This window comes from Kitasatospora sp. NPDC059827, from assembly GCF_042731675.1.
GTDB lineage: Bacteria > Actinomycetota > Actinomycetes > Streptomycetales > Streptomycetaceae > Kitasatospora.
In genome coordinates, this window is record NZ_JBHWIV010000068.1 from 1 (window position 1) to 16,510 (window position 16,510).

Genomic DNA, 16,510 nt, shown 5'->3' on the forward strand with positions numbered 1-16,510 from the left:
TTTTTTTTTTCGTGGCGCCGCCGCCCCTGTTGTCGCGGGCCGCCGCGCGGGGTGGCGGGGGGGGGGCCGCACGGCTCCGGAGCGGGCGACGGGGGACCGGGCAACGCCGTCAACGTGGACGACCCCACGACCTGGCACTGGACCGACCAGTGGTTCCAGCAGAACGTCGGCACCCAGCCGACCGAGGTGCTCACCCACTTCGTGGTGCCTGGTGGCCCGAGCAGGCCCTCGGCCTGGTGCGGAACGCCGATCCGGCGCTGACCTTCAACGGCTGGGGCTGAGCCGGGCCGGACGGTCCGTCAGGATGTCGGCCATGACTGACGAGACACAGGCCGGGAACCGGCCGGACGCGGGGACGGCGGGGCGTCCGGTGGCCCTGGTCACGGGGGCCGGACGTTCGGCGGGGATCGCCGCGTCGGTGGTGCTGGGCCTGGCCCGGGCCGGCTGGGACGTGGCCTTCACCTACTGGACCCCGTACGACGGCCGGATGGAGTGGGGCGGGGACCCGGGTGCGCCCGAAGAGCTGCGGAAACGGGCGGAGTCCCTCGGGGCGGGCACCCATGCGGTGGAGGCGGACCTGAGCGATCCGGCGGTGCCGGCCCGGCTCTTCGAGAGCGTCGAGCGCGAGCTTGGGAACGTCACCGCGCTGGTGCTCTGCCACTGCGAGTCGGTCGCCTCCGGGTTGCTGGACACCACGGTGGAGAGCTTCGACCTGCACTTCGCGGTCAACGCGCGGGCGAGCTGGCTGCTGATCCGGGAGTACGGGCTGCGGTTCCGCGGGGAGCACGGCAGCGGGCGGATCGTCAGCCTGACGAGCGACCACACCGCCGGCAACCTGCCCTACGGCGCGAGCAAGGGGGCGCTGGACCGGATCACGCTGGCCGCCGCCCGCGAGCTCGCCCACCTGGGGGTGACCTGCAACGCGGTCAATCCCGGGCCGACCGACACCGGGTGGATGACGGAGGAGCAGAAGGCGGACATGACCCGTTACACGCCGTTGGGCCGCCTCGGCGTGCCGCAGGACTGCGCGAACCTGGTCTCGTTCCTCTGCTCCACGGAGGGCGGCTGGATCAACGGCCAGCTCCTCCAGAGCAACGGCGGCCTCGGGTAGCGGGGAGGGGAGGGGCGACCTGCGGTCACGGATGTCGCCGGGCTCAGGAAGAACAGTCTGTTAACGCTAACAGAACCTTTGTGCGAAAGCTGGCATGGCTTGGTAAATGTGCAGGTCAGAGGTGATGCGAAGGATCGTCACCGATGTTGACGCGCTCATGGTTCGCTCGGATACGCTCCGTGGCACCGGATCCCCTGGCCGTACTCCGATCGGAGCGCCGATGTCCAAGTCCCGCCCCCGCAACTCCTTCCTCCGCTCCGCCCTCGTCGCCGCGCTCGGCGCGGCGACCGTGCTGGGCGGCCTGTGCGGCGCGACGACCGCACAGGCCGCAACCGGCGCCGCAACCGGCGTGCCGTCCGGGCAGGCCGCGGCCGGGGGAGGGTCGCTCTCCGTGCTGACGTACAACGTGGCCGGCCTCCCGCAGGTGGTGAACAGCTCCTCCACCGAGCGGCAGAGCAGCACCACCGCCATCGGCGGCCGGATCGGGCAGTACGACGTGGTGAACGTCCAGGAGGACTTCAACTACCACGCCGCGCTGTACGCCGCCGACGCCCACCCGTACCGCACGGCGACCAGCGGCGGGGCGGGCATCGGCAGCGGCCTCAACACCCTCTCCGGACTCGCCTACGACACCGACGACTTCGAGCGGGTCAAGTGGAACGACTGCCAGCTGGACTCCGGTGACTGCCTCACCCCCAAGGGCTTCAGCTTCCAACGGACCCGGCTGGCCGAGGGCGTGTACGTGGACCTCTACAACCTCCACGCGAACGCGGGCACCAACCCCGGCGACGAGACCGCCCGCGCCGCCAACCTGGCCCAGCTCAGCGGCTACATCAAGACCCACTCGGCCGGGAACGCCGTCGTGGTGATGGGCGACACCAATACCCGCTACACCCGGGCCGACGACACCATCGGCGCCTTCGCCGCCGACAACCGGCTGACCGACGCGTGGGTGCAGTTGGAGCGCGGCGGCGTGGCGCCGGCCCGTGGTGCCGACCCGCTGCTGTGCGACCAGAACGCGCCCACCGACACCTGCGAGATCGTCGACAAGGTCCTCTACCGCAGCAGCGCGTTGGTGTCGCTGACCGCGACCTCGTACGCCAACAAGCACGCCGACTTCCTGGACGCCGCGGGCAAGATGCTCTCCGACCACGACCCGGTCGCCGTGGGCTTCACCTGGAGCCGCAACCCCGCCTACCTGGCGAGCGAGCAGTACGGCGGCCCGCACGGCGACTTCTACGACGACATCGACCGGGTCGCGCCCGGCGCCCGGGCCACCACGGTCAGCCTGCGGGCCGGCAGCCGGGTCGACCAGGTCGGCCTGACCCTCGCCGACGGCAGCGCCCTCACCCACGGCGGCACCGGCGGCACCGCCTCCTCGCTCACCCTGGGCAACGGCGAGTTCGTCAACTCGGCGACCCTGTGCCAGGGTTCGTACAACGGGCACACCCGGATCTTCTCCGCCTCCTTCGGCACCAACCAGGGCCGCACCTTGGCCGGCGGCACCACCACCGCCGATTGCGTGACCCGCACCGCGCCCGACGGCTGGCAGCTCGCCGGGTTCCAGGGGCGCGCCGGCGACGGGGTCGACAAGCTCGGCTTCCTGTTCACCCGCCGCTGAGCCCCGCACCGCCCCTACGCCGTCCCCCTGATCGTCCTCCTGATCGTCCCCGGCCCGGGCCGCCACCCGGGCCGGGGATCCTCCCCGTCCGCACACCGCTCCGCCCGGAACACCACCACAGCAGGAAGAACTGCAATGAACGACCAGCCCGCCCTGAACCGCCGCCGCTTCCTGCGCAGTTCCGCAGCCACCTCGGTCGGCCTGCTCACCGCGCCCACCGCCCTGAGCCTGCTGACCGCCCCGCAGCAGGCCGCCGCCGCGCCCGCCGGCCCCGCCCCGGGCGCCGCCTTCGTCGACTCCTACGCGACCAACACGATGGCCGACCTCACCCCGGAGGGGAACGCGGCCGTACGCATCCTCACCGGGATGAACCGGATCTGGCACACCGGCGCGTCCTGGAACGACGGTTCGCCGATCATGGCCGACGTGCTGCGCGCCAACGTGCGCTACTGCGTGGAGGTCACCACCCGGCGCACCGCGGCGCAGGCCAAGGAGGCGTTCCGCTACGACCGCCAGCACCAGGGCTACGCCGTCATCGCCGGCCTCGGCCCGCTCGCCGACCTGTACCGCACGGGTGCCCGGGCCGTCACCTCGATCACCACGGCGCCCGACTCGACCCCGCCCGCGAAGATCGACGACGCCGTCCCCGCCGGCGCGCCCGCCGGGTCCGAGATCGGCCCCGGGGCCGTCGACTCGGAGCTGGGCCAGGTGGTCACCCTGGTCAACACGCTGCGCGGACCGTACGCCTCCGGCAACCCCGCCAAGTACGCCTACCGCTACCCGCGTCCCTGGCGGATGAACGAGGACAGCGCGGTGGTCGACACCGGCACCACCGACGCCCTCGGCTACCCGGTGTACGAGTCCGAGGTGGTCGTCGCCCCGCAGCTGCTCCGTCAGCGCGGCAGCTCCCCGGTCGACGACGGCGGCTTCGTGAGCGGTCACACCAACGCCTTCCACCTGTCCGCGCTGGCCCTCGCCTACGCGGTGCCCGAGCGCTTCCAGGAGCTGGTCACCCGGGCGTTCGAGCTCAGCCACACCCGGATCACGTCCGGGATGCACTCCCCGCTCGACGTGATCGGCGGCCGGACGCTCGCCACCGCGCTCGCCGCCGCCACCCTCGCCGACCCGCGCAACGCCGCCCTCAAGGCCGCCGCCCGCAACCAGGCCGCCGCGTACTTCCGGGCGAGGACCGGCAGCACCGCCGACACCCTCTACGCCTACGCCCACCGGGCCGACCAGGCCGAGGACCCGTACGCCGACCGCGACGCCAACGCCGAGCAGGTCACGCCGAAGCTGACGTACGTCCTGCGCCGCGGCGGCCGGGACGTCCCGATGACCGTGCCCAAGGGCGCCGAGGTGCTGCTGGAGACCCGCCTGCCCTACCTCGACGCCGCCCAGCGCCGCGAGGTGCTGCGCTCCACCGCCCTGCCCTCCGGCTACGTCCTGCTGGACGGTCCGGAGCTGTGGGGCAGGCTCAACCTGTTCGCCGCGGCCGACGGCTACGGCTCGTTCGAGCGGGACGTGACGGTCGAACTGAACGCCGCCGACGGCGGGTTCTCCGCGGCCGACGCCTGGTGCAACGACATCGCCGGCCCGGGCGGCCTCACCAAGCGCGGCACCGGGACGCTGACCCTGACCGGCACCAACCGCTACACCGGTGCCACCGTGGTGGCGGGCGGTGTCCTGGTGGCCGGCTCCCGGGACGCCCTCGGGCGCGGCGACGTCCAGGTGTGCGGCGGCACCCTGCGGGTGGACGCCGAGCAGGGTGCCGTCCGGGTGCACGGCAACCTCCTCCAGTCGGCCGGGGCGAGCCTGGAGCTGAAGCTCCAGCACTGCCACTCCCCGGCGCTGACGGTGGGGGGCCGGGTGACGCTCGGTCGGAACACCGGGCTCGCCCTGCAGCTGGCGGACACCGTCGAGCCGGACGACGAGTTGGTGCTGCCGGTGCTCAACGGGCGTACGCTGCAAGGCGAGTTCAGCAGCGTCACCGTCGACGTGGACGGGTACGAGGTGACGCCGCTGTACACCCACGACGGCCTCTCGGTGCGACTGACCCGCTGCTGAACGGGCCACCCACTGCTGAACGGGCCGTGCGTTCCCGAGGCCGAGGAGAGGCGACACCCATGACCGTGGCCGCGACCAACTGGGCCGGGAACATCGCGTTCCGGGCCGAACGGTTCCACGAGCCCCGCACCGTCGACGAGTTGCGGCGGATCGTCGCGGACAGCCGGTCCGTGCGGGTGCTCGGCACCGGGCACTCGTTCAACGCGATCGCCGACACCACGGGCGACTTGGTGTCCGTGGCCGGCCTGCCCCGGGTGGTCGAGCCGGACGGACGGGCCGGCACGGTCAGGGTGAGCGCCGGGATGCGGTTCGGCGAGCTCGCCGCGGTGCTGGACCGGGCCGGGCTCGCGCTGCACAACCTCGGCTCGCTGCCGCACATCTCGGTCGCGGGCGCCTGCGCCACCGGGACGCACGGCTCGGGGGTCGGCAACGGCAGCCTCGCCACGGCGGTCCGAGCCGTCGAGCTGGTCACGGCCGACGGCGACCTGGTGACGGTCGACCGGGGCGCGGCGGACTTCCCCGGTGCGGTCGTCGCCCTGGGCGCCCTCGGAGTGGTCACCCGGCTGACCCTGGACGTGGTGCCGGCGTTCGAAGTCCGCCAGTGGGTCTACGAGGGCCTGTCGACGGCCGTGCTGCGGGAACGCTTCGACGAGATCCTGGCGGCGGCGTACAGCGTCAGCCTGTTCACGGGCTGGCGGACGGACCGGATCGATCAGGTCTGGCTCAAGCGGCGGGGCGGCCCGGACGCCCCCGGGACCTGGCTCGGTGCGGTGCTCGCCGACGGTCCGCGCCACCCCGTGCCGGGGTGTCCGCCCGAACCCTGCACGCGGCAGCTGGGTGTGCCGGGCCGGTGGCACGAGCGGCTCCCGCACTTCCGGCTGGACTTCACCCCGAGCAGCGGCGACGAGCTCCAGTCGGAGTACTTCGTCGCCCGTGCCGACGCCGTCGCCGCGTTCGACGCGCTGGACGCCGTCCGGGAGCGGATCGCGCCGGCGCTGCAGATCAGTGAGATCCGCACGGTGGCAGCGGACGCCTTGTGGCTCAGCCCCGCCTACCGGCGCGACTGCGTGGCCTTCCACTTCACCTGGCACCCCGATGCGGCGGCCGTGGCGGACGCGGTCGGGGTGGTCGAGCAGGCCCTGTCCGCGTTCGCCGCCCGGCCGCACTGGGGGAAGGTCTTCACCATGGCGCCCGAGGCGATCCGGGCGTCGTACCCGCGCTGGGAGGACTTCCGCCGGCTGCTGGGCGAGTTCGACCCGGCGGGTACGTTCCGCAACGAGTTCGTCGCCCGCCACTTCGGCGCCGGGTAGCGCCTGCGGAGCACCCCGGTCCCTCCCCTTGTCTCCTGTTAGCGCTAACATTGTCCTGGACGGTTCAACTACCGGATTCGGGGCGCAGGCGCTGCGCCGCCGCGACCCCGTGCTCCTCCAGGCCGCGGTTCCTGGTCTCCGGAGCGGAGCACCGGGGTGGTCACCAGCCCGAGCACACCGGCTGCGACGAACAGCCACAGCGCCGGTGAACTCCCAGGACAGGAAGCCCGAACTCCCATGCCGCAGAAGACCGGTGCCGTCGTCACCACGCTCCACGCCACCATCGCCCCGGGCGAGGCGGTCCGCGGGGGCAGTGAGCGGGTCTACCGCAGGCTCGTCGTCGCGCCGGGGGAGCCCCACCTCGTGCGGGACGATCTGACCGGGCACCGGCCGGAAGCGCCGGAATCCCTGTTGCGCTTCGTGCATGTCACCGACCACCAGCTGGCCGACCTCGCCTCGCCGGGCCGGATCGACTTCGTCCAGCGGTTCGCCGACCGGCCGGGATGGGCCGGGATGGTGCCGGCGTACCGTCCGCAGGAGATCGTCTCCGCCCACGCGTTCGAGGCGATGGCCCGCACCGTGGCCGGGCTGGCGGCGGACCCGGGGGCGCCCGTCCGCTTCGTGCTCAGCACCGGGGACAACACCGACAACGCCCAACTCAACGAAGTGCGCGGCTTCCTGGCGCTGATGAACGGCGGTGGCACCGTCGACCCGACCCTCGGCGCCGCCGACAGCGGGGACAGTGCGGCGATCCCCTCGTACGCGGTGTCCGGCGACTACTACAACCCGGAGCCGCGGTCGCGGGACCGGTACAAGCGCCGGTACGGCTTCCCCGACCGGCCAGGTCTGTTGGCGGCGGCGGCCGTGCCGTTCCGCGCCCAGGGCTTCGGCGTCGACTGGCTGGCCTGCATCGGCAACCACGACTGCCTGGCCCAGGGGCGGGCACCGGTCACCCCGGAGTTCCAGGGCCTGCTCACCGGCGGCGAGCGGCCGGTCGCCGTACCCGCGGAGCTGCCCCGGGAGCCGGGCGACGCGTACCTGGCGGATCCCACGGTGCTGGCGGGCGGGACGGCCAGGTGGATCGAGCCGCGGGCGGACCGGCGCCTGATCAGCAAGGCCGAGTACATCCGGGCGCACCTGGACAGCCCGGGTACACCCCGCGGGCACGGGTTCAGCGAGGCCGACCTCGCCGAGGGCCGGGGGTACTACTGCTACGACGAGATCCCCGGCGTGCGGGTGATCGTCCTCGACTCCACCAACCCGGCCGGCCACGTCACCGGCAGCATCGGGCGGCGTCAGCGGGACTGGCTGGAGCAGCGCCTGGTCGAGGTGCACTCCGGCTACCGGGACGCGGCCGGGGCCGAGGTCCGCACGGACCACCGGGACCGGGTGGTCGTCCTCGCCTCGCACCACGGGCCGGAGATGTTCGACAACACCGTCGAGCGGCCGGACGAGGCTGCGCGGCCCGACGCGGACCTGCCCCGGGTGCTGGGGGAGGAGGTCGAGGCGCTGCTGCACCGCTTCGGCAACGTGGTGCTCTGGCTGGCCGGGCACCAGCACCTCAACTCGGTCACCCCGAAGGGGCGTCCCGGCGGTGGCGGCTTCTGGCATGTCATCACCTCGGGGCTGTGCGAGTGGCCGTCCCAGGCGCGGCTGCTCGAACTCCTCGTGGGTGCGGACACCCTGGTGATCCGCTCCACGATGATCGACCACGCCGCGCCGCTGAGGCCGGGTGCCGACCTCGGCTTCTGGGACCTGGCCGCCGTCCACCGGGAGTTGAGCGCCAACGAGCCGACCAGGGTCGGCGGTCCGGACTCCGCGGGCACCGTTCTGGACCGGAACGTCGATCTCCTCGTCCCGATCGGCCCCGCCCTCGCCGCTGCCCTGCGGGCCTGCCCGGACGGGCGCTGATCAGCGCGTTTCCCTGGGGCGCGCCGCAGTCCTACGATACGCCCAGCGATTGTGAGCGATCACATGTCGGACGTCCCTGCCGGGAAGCGTCGATGATCGGGAGACAGGTCCAGCGACTCAGTGCCCGAGCAATCAAGCGACGAGGCCGCCGGAAGGGCGAGCACCGCGCCTGAAGACGGGGAACCCCCAGCCGATACGGCACCTGGGGGTTCCCTCCTCCCGTGGTGGTGGGTGCCGGTCAGCGGCGCTGGAGGGTCAGCAGGCCGGGCCGCCAGGGCAGCTGGTCGTAGGGGCCGCCCGCACCGGGGTTCTTGCCCTGGTAGAGGAACTGGAGGTTGCAGGGGTCGATGGTCATGGTCTGGTCGGGGTTGTTGCGCACCAGGTCGCCGTGGCTGATGTCGTTGGTCCAGTTGGCGCCGCTGTTGGCCTTGCCCGCGAAGGGGTTGCCCTCGCTGGCGGCCTGCGGGGTCCAGGAGCCGTTGAGGCTGGTGGCGGTGAAGGAGCGGAAGTAGCGTCCGGCGCTGCCCTGGGCCTCGACGATCATGAGGTACTGGTTCTGGCCCTGGACCTTGTAGACCTGCACCGCCTCGAAGAGGTTCTGGGGGGTGTCGCTCATGACGGTGGTGTAGGAGGAGCCGAAGTTGCCGGGGAAGTTGCCGATCGGCATGCTGGCCCGGTAGATGCTGCCGTTGTCACCGGCGAAGAACAGGTACATGTTCTGGCCGTCGGCGATCAGGGTCTGGTCGATCGGGCCGGTGCCGGAGCCCGGGATGCTGCCGGTGAACAGCGGCTGGGGTGCGGACCAGCCGTTGGGGTTGGTCGGGTCGTTCGAGGTGCGGTAGAGGAAGGGCCACTGGCCCCACTGGTAGGCCAGGACCCAGATGTTCTTGGGCGCGAAGTAGAACAGGGTGGGGGCCACCGCGGCCTGGTTCATGCCGGTCTGGCCGGTCGAGGCCATGTCCGACCAGTTGGTGAAGGGCGTGAACGTCATCGAGCCGTACGAGGAGCCGTTCACGTTCGACGCGTAGACCAGGTGCTTGCCGTTGTAGACGACGTTGGTGAAGTCCTTCACCGAGGCCCACCCGTGCGCCGGCTGGGCCAACGCGCCGGTCGAGGACCAGCGGTAGCTCGACGGCAGGGCGCAGCTGCCGCCGTTGCCGCCGCCCGGCGGGGTGGGTGACCCGGACAGGCCGGTCCAGGTCTGGTTGGCGTCGTCGTTGCACGGCCAGATCTCCACCGAAGTGCCGTTGGCGGTGCCGGCGCCCGTGACGTCCAGGCACAGCCCGGACTCCACGCCGACCACAGTGCCGTCGGAGTTGACCTGCCACTGCTGGTTCGCGCCGCCGCTGCAGCTCCAGATCTGCACCCGGGTGCCGGCCGCGGTGGCGTGGCCCGGTACGTCCAGGCACTTGTCGCCGTAGACCGTCAGCTGGTTGCCGGACGTCGACGTCCACTGCTGGTTCGCGCCGTTGGAGCAGTCGTAGATCTGGAGGGCGGCGCCGTCGCTCCGGGCGGCGTTCTGCACGTCGAGGCACCGGCCGGAACCGGTCCCGCGCAGGGCGCTGCTGGTGGCGGTCTGCGCCGTGCCGGTGGCCTGGGCCGTGGTGGTGGCGCCGAGCATGGCCGCGAGCGCGGCCACGGCCGCGAGCAGGGCGGTGAGCACCGTGGGCAGCTGCCCGCGGCTGGTCGTCCGTTGACGCATGGGAACTCCTTCATGACCGGATGGAGCCGTCGGATGGGTTGTGAGCGCTCACATGAGGCGCCCGCAGGGGCGGCTCGTGCCCTGCGGATCGGCTCAGCCGAAGTTCCAGTGCTGGTTGGCGCCACCGTTGGAGTCCCAGACCTGGACGGCAGTGCCGTTTCCGGTCTGGCCGCCGGGGATCTCCAGGGCCTTGCCGCTGGCGACGTTGGTCAGGGTGTAGGAGCCGTCGTCGTTCCGGGTGGCCCGCCAGTGCTGGTTGGCGGCGCCGCTGGAGTCCCAGACCTGCGTCCGCGTCCCGTTGCTCAGCTGGTTGTTCGGCTCGTCCAGGGCCTTGCCGCTGGCGACGTTGGTCAGCGTGTAGGAGCCGTCGTCGTTCTGATCGGCCCGCCACTGCTGGTTGGCGCCGCCGCCGCCGTCCCAGACCTGGAGCTGGGTGCCGTTGCCGTTCTGCCCGGCGGGCTCGTCGAGGACGCGGCCGGCCGCCGCGTCGGCGAGCGTGTGGACGGAGCCGGAGGTGATGCCCCCGCCCGGCGTGCCACCGCCACCGCCGCCGCCACCGCCGGGGGAGGTGCCCACCGTGATGTCGGAGCGGCCGCTGCTCTGGTAGCCCTCGGTGGCCAGGATCTCGTAGTTCATGGTGCCGAGGTTCATGCCGGACCTGGACCACGCGTCGAAGTGGTTGCCGACGGTGATGGTGCCGCCCGTCCGCCCGCCCCGGCGGACGCTCCAGTACTGGTTGAAGGTCCTGATGCCCTCGATCGAGGGGGCGTTGTACCGCGTGGTCTCGTAGATGTCGTAGGTGCCGCCGTCGCTGGTGACGGTGCCCTTGTAGGTGCCGCTGGGGCGGTAGGAGCCGTAGTTGTCGACGATGTAGTACTCGACGAGCGGGTTGGTGCTCCAACCGTAGAGCGACAGGTAGGCGTTGCCGTTGGTGCTCCAGGTGCCCGAGTAGCTCACCGGGTTGCGCGAGCCGGTGCTCCAGCCCTTGCCGGCGACGAAGTTGCCGGCGTTGCTCCAGGAGGTGCCGTAGTGACCGCCGCCGTTCAGCGACATCGAGACCGCGCCGCTGCCCTCGGTCCAGAAGGAGTAGAAGTACCCGCCGTCGTTGCCGGTCTGATTGGTGGTCACAGTCGCGGCGTCGGCGGTGCCGGGCAGGATCAGGACGACCGCGAGGGCCGGCCCGAGGAGGTGTGCCCTGCCGGCGAGCCGCCGGAGGCGGCCGGCTGTGCGGCTCTTGGGGTGGGGGGAGTTCACGGGGGGTGATCCGTCCTGCCGATGGGTGGGAGGGGGTTGCGACCCCGCGCCACCGGTGACCGCGAACGGACGGGTGGGCCGAACGGCACCGACGGGCGGCGCAGGGCAGCAGACGTACCGGCAACGTCACTCCAGGCGGAGCAAGTTGACGATCCGTGACCCGGATCCGGATCCGGGTCACGGAAGTTCGTACGTGTCGACGGCGACAGTGTTGGCCTGCACTCGACAAGGTGTCAACTCTTGCGGAGCATGCAGCGAAAGTATCGGCCGCGGCCCGGCCCTACCCCCTCCCGAGAAGAGGCTGGTCAGGCGCTCGACGTCCGATGCGGCCGAAGGGATCCCGTCGGCCTCTGCCAAGGGAAGGCCGTAAATTTCACGAGCGGATCTTTCGAAAGTTTTCCCGAGCTGCGCTTCGAGACCTGCCGCTACAGCTCCGTGGTGCTGACCGGCTCCGGCCCACTGCTGCAGGCCCTGGCCAACTCCCAGCTGCGCGCCGGTGTGCACACCGTCCCGTTCGCGCCGTTCGGTGAGTCGCCGTTCGACCGTGACCGCGTCGCGGAGCACCTGGACGCCTCCCGGGAGCAGGGCCCGGAGCAGCGGGTCGTCCACCTGGACGCCGACGCCGAGCAGCTCGACCAGGTGGCCGCCGACGCCACCATGGTGCTGCACGTCGCCGACCGCCCCATGATCGACCGTTCCCGCCGGCTCCCCGCGGCTGCGGCCGCCGCCGGTGCGTCGTCCGCCAAGGCGGTCGTGGTGGGCGAAGAGGCCTGGGTCGGCCCGGTGATCGGCGGGAACGACGATCCCACCAGACTCCCGTCCGGTGACGGCGCCCGGCAGTGCCGTCGTGTCACCGGCCCGGGATGACGAAAGTCATCCCTGCTCACCGGGGGATCCCCGGGAGGAGGGATCGGGGGTGCTCGCACTATAGCGGTGGCACGTGAACCGACAAGGGGCCGACGATCACGGATTCCGGCCGCCCGGTGCGGCGGATTCAGCCGGACGCCCGGACGACCAGCCGGGTGGGGAGCACCACCGACTCGCCGTGCTCCGGGTTGCCCAGCAGCAACTCCAGGGCGCGGGAGCCGAGTTCCTCCACCGGCTGGCGGACGGTGGTCAGGCCCGGGCGGCACCGCGCCGCGACGGGGGCGTCGTCGAAGCCGATCAGCGCCACGTCCTCGGGCACCCGCAGGCCGTGCCGGCGCAAGGTCCGCAGGGCTCCCGCGGCCATCTGGTCGGAGGCGGCGAACACCGCGTTCAGCTCGGGGCGTTGGTCCAGCAGCCACTGCATCGCGTGCTCGCCGGAGGCGCCGCCGAAGTCGCCGTACGCCACGGCGGGCCGGGCCGCGGCCAGCGCGGCCACCGCCTGGTGGTAGCCGGCCAGCCGGTCCGCGCCGGCGGCGGTGTCCGGCGGCCCGGCGATGGTGGCCACCGAGCGGCGTCCGGACGCGTACAGCCGGCGCACCGCCTCCTTGGCACCGGCGAGGTTGTCCGCGTCCACGAACGCCACCGTGCCCGGCTCCGGCGGCCGGCCCAGCGACACCACGGGGACCCGGGCCGCGTGCAGCAGCCGGATCAGCGCGGTGTCCCCCCAGCAGCCGACCAGCAGCACGCCGTCGACGTGGCCGCCGCACAGGTAGCGCACCAGCGGCGGCCGCCGGGAGCGCCTGGGCACCGTGAAGACGGCCAACTCCCGTTCCGCGCCCGGCAAGGAGCGCCGCAGCCCGGCCAGCAGCCGGACCGGGAAGGCGTCCGCGTGGTACTGCAGCGGATCGGCGAAGACCACGACGGCCACCACGCCCGTCCCGCGGGTGCTGGGCGCCCGCCGACGGACGTACGCCAACTCGTTCGCCGCCTGTTCGACCCGGGCCGCCACGTCGGTGGAGACCCGGGCGGAACGGTTCAGCACCCGGGAGGCGGTCGCGATGGAGACACCGGCCCGGAGGGCGACCTCGGCCAGGGTCGGGGCGGGGTCGTTGCTGGTGTCGTTGGTGGGTTCGTTGCTGGGGAGGGGTGGGGACATGGGGGCCGTCCTGGATCGAGGTTCGACACGGGAACCGCACCCCGAACCGATCGTGCGTCGGCCCACCCACCGCTGTCAGCTTCGCCGGTCGCAGGACCGGCGTCAAGGGACCGGACGCGCTCACGCACCCGGGTCGGGCAGCGCGTTCCGGCGGATCACCTCCGCGTACCAGCGGGCGCTGTCCTTGGCGGTCCGGGCCTGGGTGGCGTAGTCCACGTGGTACAGGCCGAACCGCTTGCCGTAGCCGTACGCCCACTCGAAGTTGTCCATCAGCGACCAGAGGAAGTAGCCCCGCACGTCCGCGCCGGCGGCGATCGCCCGGCGGACGGCGTCGAGGTGTCCGCGCAGGTAGTCGACGCGCTGCGGGTCGTGCACCGCGCCCTCCGGTGTCACCCGGTCGTCGAAGGCGGCGCCGTTCTCGGTGACCATCAGCGGCAGCCCGGGGTGTTCGCGGTGCAGGCGCAGCAGCAGGTCGGTCAGGCCGGTCGGGTCGATCGGCCAGCCCATGGCGGTGCGCTCGCCGGGTGCGCGGTGGAAGAGCACGTCCGCGCAGCCGGCGAAGGGGGACTGGGCGCCGTCGCCGTGGCCCGCGTCGCTCGCGGCCGCGGCGCTCGGGGTCGCGGCGCTCGGGGTCGGTCCGCTCGGCAGGGCCGAGACCACTGTGGGGTTGTAGTAGTTGACGCCCAGCAGGTCGATCGGCCGGGCGGCGGCGGTCAGGTCGCCGTCGTGGATCAGCTCCGCCCAGTCGACCAGGTGTGCCGTGTCGACGAGCAGGTCGACGGGGTAGCCGCCGTTCAGCATCGGTCCGGTGAAGACGCGGTTGCCCACCGCGTCGATCCGCCGGGCGGCCTCGCGGTCCGCGGCGGACCCGGTGAGCGGCCGTACCTCGTGCAGGTTGAGCGACACGGCGATCCGCGCCGCCCGGGGCAGCGTCGCGCGCAGCGCCTCGACCGCGCGGCCGTGGCCGAGGTTGAGGTGGTGGGCCGCGCGCAGGGCGGCCGTCCAGTCGGCCCGGCCCGGGGCGTGCACCCCGGAGCCGTAGCCGAGGAAGGCCGAGCACCAGGGTTCGTTGAGGGTGGTCCAGAGGCCCACTCGGTCGCCGAGCGCGTCCGCCACCAGCGCGGCGTAGTCCGCGAACCGCTCCGCGGTGGTGCGGTTCGGCCAGCCCCCGAGGTCCTCCAGGTCCTGGGGGAGGTCCCAGTGGTAGAGCGTGACCGCGGGCTCGATGCCGTGCTCCAGCAGCTCGTCCACCAGCCGCCGGTAGAAGTCCAGGCCCCGTTCGACGGCCGGCCCGCGTCCGGTCGGCTGCACCCGGGGCCAGGACACCGAGAACCGGTAGGCGCCCAGACCCAGTTCGCTCATCAGCCGGACGTCCTGGCGGTAGCGGTGGTAGTGCTCGGTGGCGCGGTCGCCGGTGTCACCGCCGGCCGTCCGCCCCGGGGTGCGGCTGAAGGTGTCCCAGATCGAGGGGGTGCGGCCGCCCACGTCGACGGCCCCCTCGATCTGGTAGGCGGCCGTCGCGGCTCCCCAGAGGAAGTCCGCGGGGAAGGCCGGGGCGGCGGAGGTGGTGGCCCGGGTGGGCCCGGTCCGTGGGAGAGTCATGGCTGGCTGTCTCCTGTTCCAGTGAGGAGGATTGACGAATTGTCAGATGATGACTGGACGTCAGTTCTTGACGGCTCCCGCGGTGATGCCGCCGACGACCTGCCGGCCCAGCAGGGCGAACACCAGCAGCAGCGGCGCCGTCCCGAGCAGCGAGCCGGTGAGGATGACGGCCTGGTCGGAGTCGTACGAGCCGCCGCCGAGGCCGGCCAGCGCCACCTGGACGGTGGGATTGCTCTGGCTCAGCGCGATCATCGGCCAGAAGAAGTCGTTCCAGGACTGCACGAAGACCAGCATGCCGAGTACGGCCATCCCGGGCCGGGCGATCGGCAGCACGACGCTCCACAGGATCCGCAGGCTGCTGGCGCCGTCCATCCGGGCCGCCTCGACCAGGTCGATCGGCAGCGCCTCGGCCAGGAACTGCCGCATGAAGAACACCCCGAACGCGGCGACCAGATTGGGCAGGACCACCGACTGGAGCTGGTCGGTCCAGTGCAGTTTCGCCATGATCTGGTAGAGCGGGATCACGCTCAGCTGGGCGGGTACGGCCATGGTCGCCACCACCAGGCTCAGCAGGAGCTTGCGGCCCCGGAACGGCAGCTTGGCGAAGGCGAAGCCCGCCAGGGTCGCGAACAGCACCGTGCTGGCGGTGACGCAGCCGGCCACCACCGTCGAGTTGAGCAGCGCCCGGCCCATGTGGACCTCGTTCCAGGCGATGTCGAGGTTGTGCCACAGGCTCCCGCCGGGCAGCAGCGGGGGCGGGGTGCGGGCGATCCGGCTGCCGGAGGTCGAGGCGCCGACCAGGGTCCAGTACAGCGGGAAGAGGGACAGCACGGCGACGACGATCAGCACCGCGTAGGTGAACGGTCCGGCCCCGGTGAGGCCCCGTGCTCCCGCACGTCGTCCGGGTGTGGCGGCCATCGGTGCTCAACCCCCGTTCCGGGCGCGGCGGATGCGGACCAGGGCGAGGTTGAGCGCGCCGATGGCCAGCAGGATCAACAGCATCGTCCAGGCCACGGCGGCGGCTCGGCCGAGGTGGAAGGCGTACCAGCCCTGGTCGTACAGGTACAGCCCCAGGGTCTGGTACTGGTGGGCCGAGCCGCCGCTGTGGCCGGTCGCGCCGCCGCCGAACAGCAGTGGCTCGCCGAAGAGTTGGGTGGCCCCGATGCCGGAGACCACGAGGGTGAACAGGATGGTGGGCCGGATGGACGGCACCGTGACGTGCCGGAACTGCTGCCACCGGTTGGCGCCGTCGAGCGCCGCCGCCTCGTACAGGTCGTGCGGGACGGCCTGCATGGCGGCGAGGTAGATCAGGGCGTTGTAGCCGGTCCAGCGCCAGGTGACGATCGTGGAGACGGCGATCTGGGAACTCCAGGTGCCGCCCTCCCAGTCGACGTGACCCAGGCCCAGGTGGCCCAGCAGCCAGTTGATCATGCCGTAGTCGCGCCCGAACAGCAGCGTGAACACCAGGGTGGCCGCGGCGATCGAGGTCGCATAGGGGGCGAGCATCGCGATCCGGAAGAAACCCCGGCCGCGCAGGCGGTAGTTGAGCAGGTGCGCCAGGCCGAGGGCCATCAGCAGCTGGGGCACGGTGGACAGCAGACCGATGGTGACGGTGTTGCGCAGGGCGTTGCGGAACAGGTCGTCGTGGAACAGCCGGGTGTAGTTGTCGAAGCCGCGCCACTGCATCTGGTCGGAGGTCTGGAGGTCCACGCTGTGCAGCGACACCCAGCCGGTGTAGACCAGCGGGAACAGGCCGAAGGCCACGAAGCAGACGAAGAACGGCGCGACGTACAGGTAGGGCGAGGCCTTGAGGTCCCAACGGTAGAGCCGGGTGCGCCAGGGATCGGGTGGCGGGGGAGCGGGGCGTGGCCTGCCCTGTGCGGTGGCGGCCGGGACGGTCTTGTCGAGCATG

The 16,510-nt window shown here is 72.3% G+C and carries 13 protein-coding genes; 7 read left to right on the forward strand and 6 right to left on the reverse strand.

Going from position 1 to position 16,510, the window contains the following annotated elements:
* Positions 1-114 precede the first annotated feature (114 nt).
* From ACFV8H_RS31195 to ACFV8H_RS31220, 6 genes are all read left to right on the forward strand, one after another.
* Complete coding sequence (locus tag ACFV8H_RS31195; protein ID WP_380406722.1) at positions 115-261, forward strand: hypothetical protein; 147 nt, start codon at positions 115-117, stop codon at positions 259-261.
* A gap of 43 nt (positions 262-304) precedes the next feature.
* Positions 305-1,111: an SDR family oxidoreductase gene (locus tag ACFV8H_RS31200; RefSeq protein WP_380406724.1), complete on the forward strand. Its 807-nt coding sequence runs from the start codon at positions 305-307 to the stop codon at positions 1,109-1,111.
* Positions 1,112-1,331: 220 nt separating this feature from the next.
* On the forward strand, positions 1,332-2,732 hold the full coding sequence (locus tag ACFV8H_RS31205) for a jacalin-like lectin (RefSeq protein WP_380406726.1): 1,401 nt from the start codon (positions 1,332-1,334) through the stop codon (positions 2,730-2,732).
* 135 nt (positions 2,733-2,867) lie between these two features.
* A complete protein-coding gene (locus tag ACFV8H_RS31210; RefSeq protein ID WP_380406728.1) occupies positions 2,868-4,796 on the forward strand; it encodes a phosphatase PAP2 family protein in 1,929 nt (642 codons plus the stop codon).
* A 59-nt stretch (positions 4,797-4,855) separates the two neighbouring features.
* Positions 4,856-6,106, forward strand: a complete 1,251-nt coding sequence (locus tag ACFV8H_RS31215) for an FAD-binding protein (protein WP_380406730.1) — start codon at positions 4,856-4,858, stop codon at positions 6,104-6,106.
* A gap of 237 nt (positions 6,107-6,343) precedes the next feature.
* Positions 6,344-8,017: a hypothetical protein gene (locus ACFV8H_RS31220; RefSeq protein ID WP_380406732.1), complete on the forward strand. Its 1,674-nt coding sequence runs from the start codon at positions 6,344-6,346 to the stop codon at positions 8,015-8,017.
* A gap of 238 nt (positions 8,018-8,255) precedes the next feature.
* On the opposite strand, the gene ACFV8H_RS31225 is transcribed toward ACFV8H_RS31220, so the two are convergent.
* Together ACFV8H_RS31225 and ACFV8H_RS31230 are read right to left on the reverse strand one after the other, a co-directional pair.
* Positions 8,256-9,719, reverse strand: coding sequence for a non-reducing end alpha-L-arabinofuranosidase family hydrolase (locus tag ACFV8H_RS31225; protein ID WP_380406734.1), 1,464 nt, complete (start codon positions 9,717-9,719; stop codon positions 8,256-8,258).
* A gap of 93 nt (positions 9,720-9,812) precedes the next feature.
* Entirely contained in the window at positions 9,813-10,973 is a 1,161-nt protein-coding gene (locus ACFV8H_RS31230) for a glycoside hydrolase family 11 protein (RefSeq protein ID WP_380406736.1), read from the reverse strand.
* Positions 10,974-11,411: 438 nt separating this feature from the next.
* Here ACFV8H_RS31230 and ACFV8H_RS31235 point away from each other — a divergent pair, with 438 nt between their 5' ends.
* On the forward strand, positions 11,412-11,840 hold the full coding sequence (locus tag ACFV8H_RS31235) for a hypothetical protein (RefSeq protein WP_380406738.1): 429 nt from the start codon (positions 11,412-11,414) through the stop codon (positions 11,838-11,840).
* A 127-nt stretch (positions 11,841-11,967) separates the two neighbouring features.
* On the opposite strand, the gene ACFV8H_RS31240 is transcribed toward ACFV8H_RS31235, so the two are convergent.
* From ACFV8H_RS31240 to ACFV8H_RS31255, 4 genes are all read right to left on the reverse strand, one after another.
* Positions 11,968-12,996, reverse strand: coding sequence for a LacI family DNA-binding transcriptional regulator (locus tag ACFV8H_RS31240; protein ID WP_380406740.1), 1,029 nt, complete (start codon positions 12,994-12,996; stop codon positions 11,968-11,970).
* 120 nt (positions 12,997-13,116) lie between these two features.
* Entirely contained in the window at positions 13,117-14,598 is a 1,482-nt protein-coding gene (locus ACFV8H_RS31245; protein ID WP_380406742.1) for a glycoside hydrolase family 1 protein, read from the reverse strand.
* A 60-nt stretch (positions 14,599-14,658) separates the two neighbouring features.
* Positions 14,659-15,516 carry a carbohydrate ABC transporter permease gene (locus ACFV8H_RS31250; RefSeq protein WP_380406744.1) on the reverse strand — a complete coding sequence of 286 codons (858 nt, stop codon included), beginning with the start codon at positions 15,514-15,516 and terminating at the stop codon, positions 14,659-14,661.
* A gap of 6 nt (positions 15,517-15,522) precedes the next feature.
* Positions 15,523-16,509 carry a carbohydrate ABC transporter permease gene (locus ACFV8H_RS31255; protein WP_380406746.1) on the reverse strand — a complete coding sequence of 329 codons (987 nt, stop codon included), beginning with the start codon at positions 16,507-16,509 and terminating at the stop codon, positions 15,523-15,525.
* Position 16,510 lies beyond the last annotated feature (1 nt).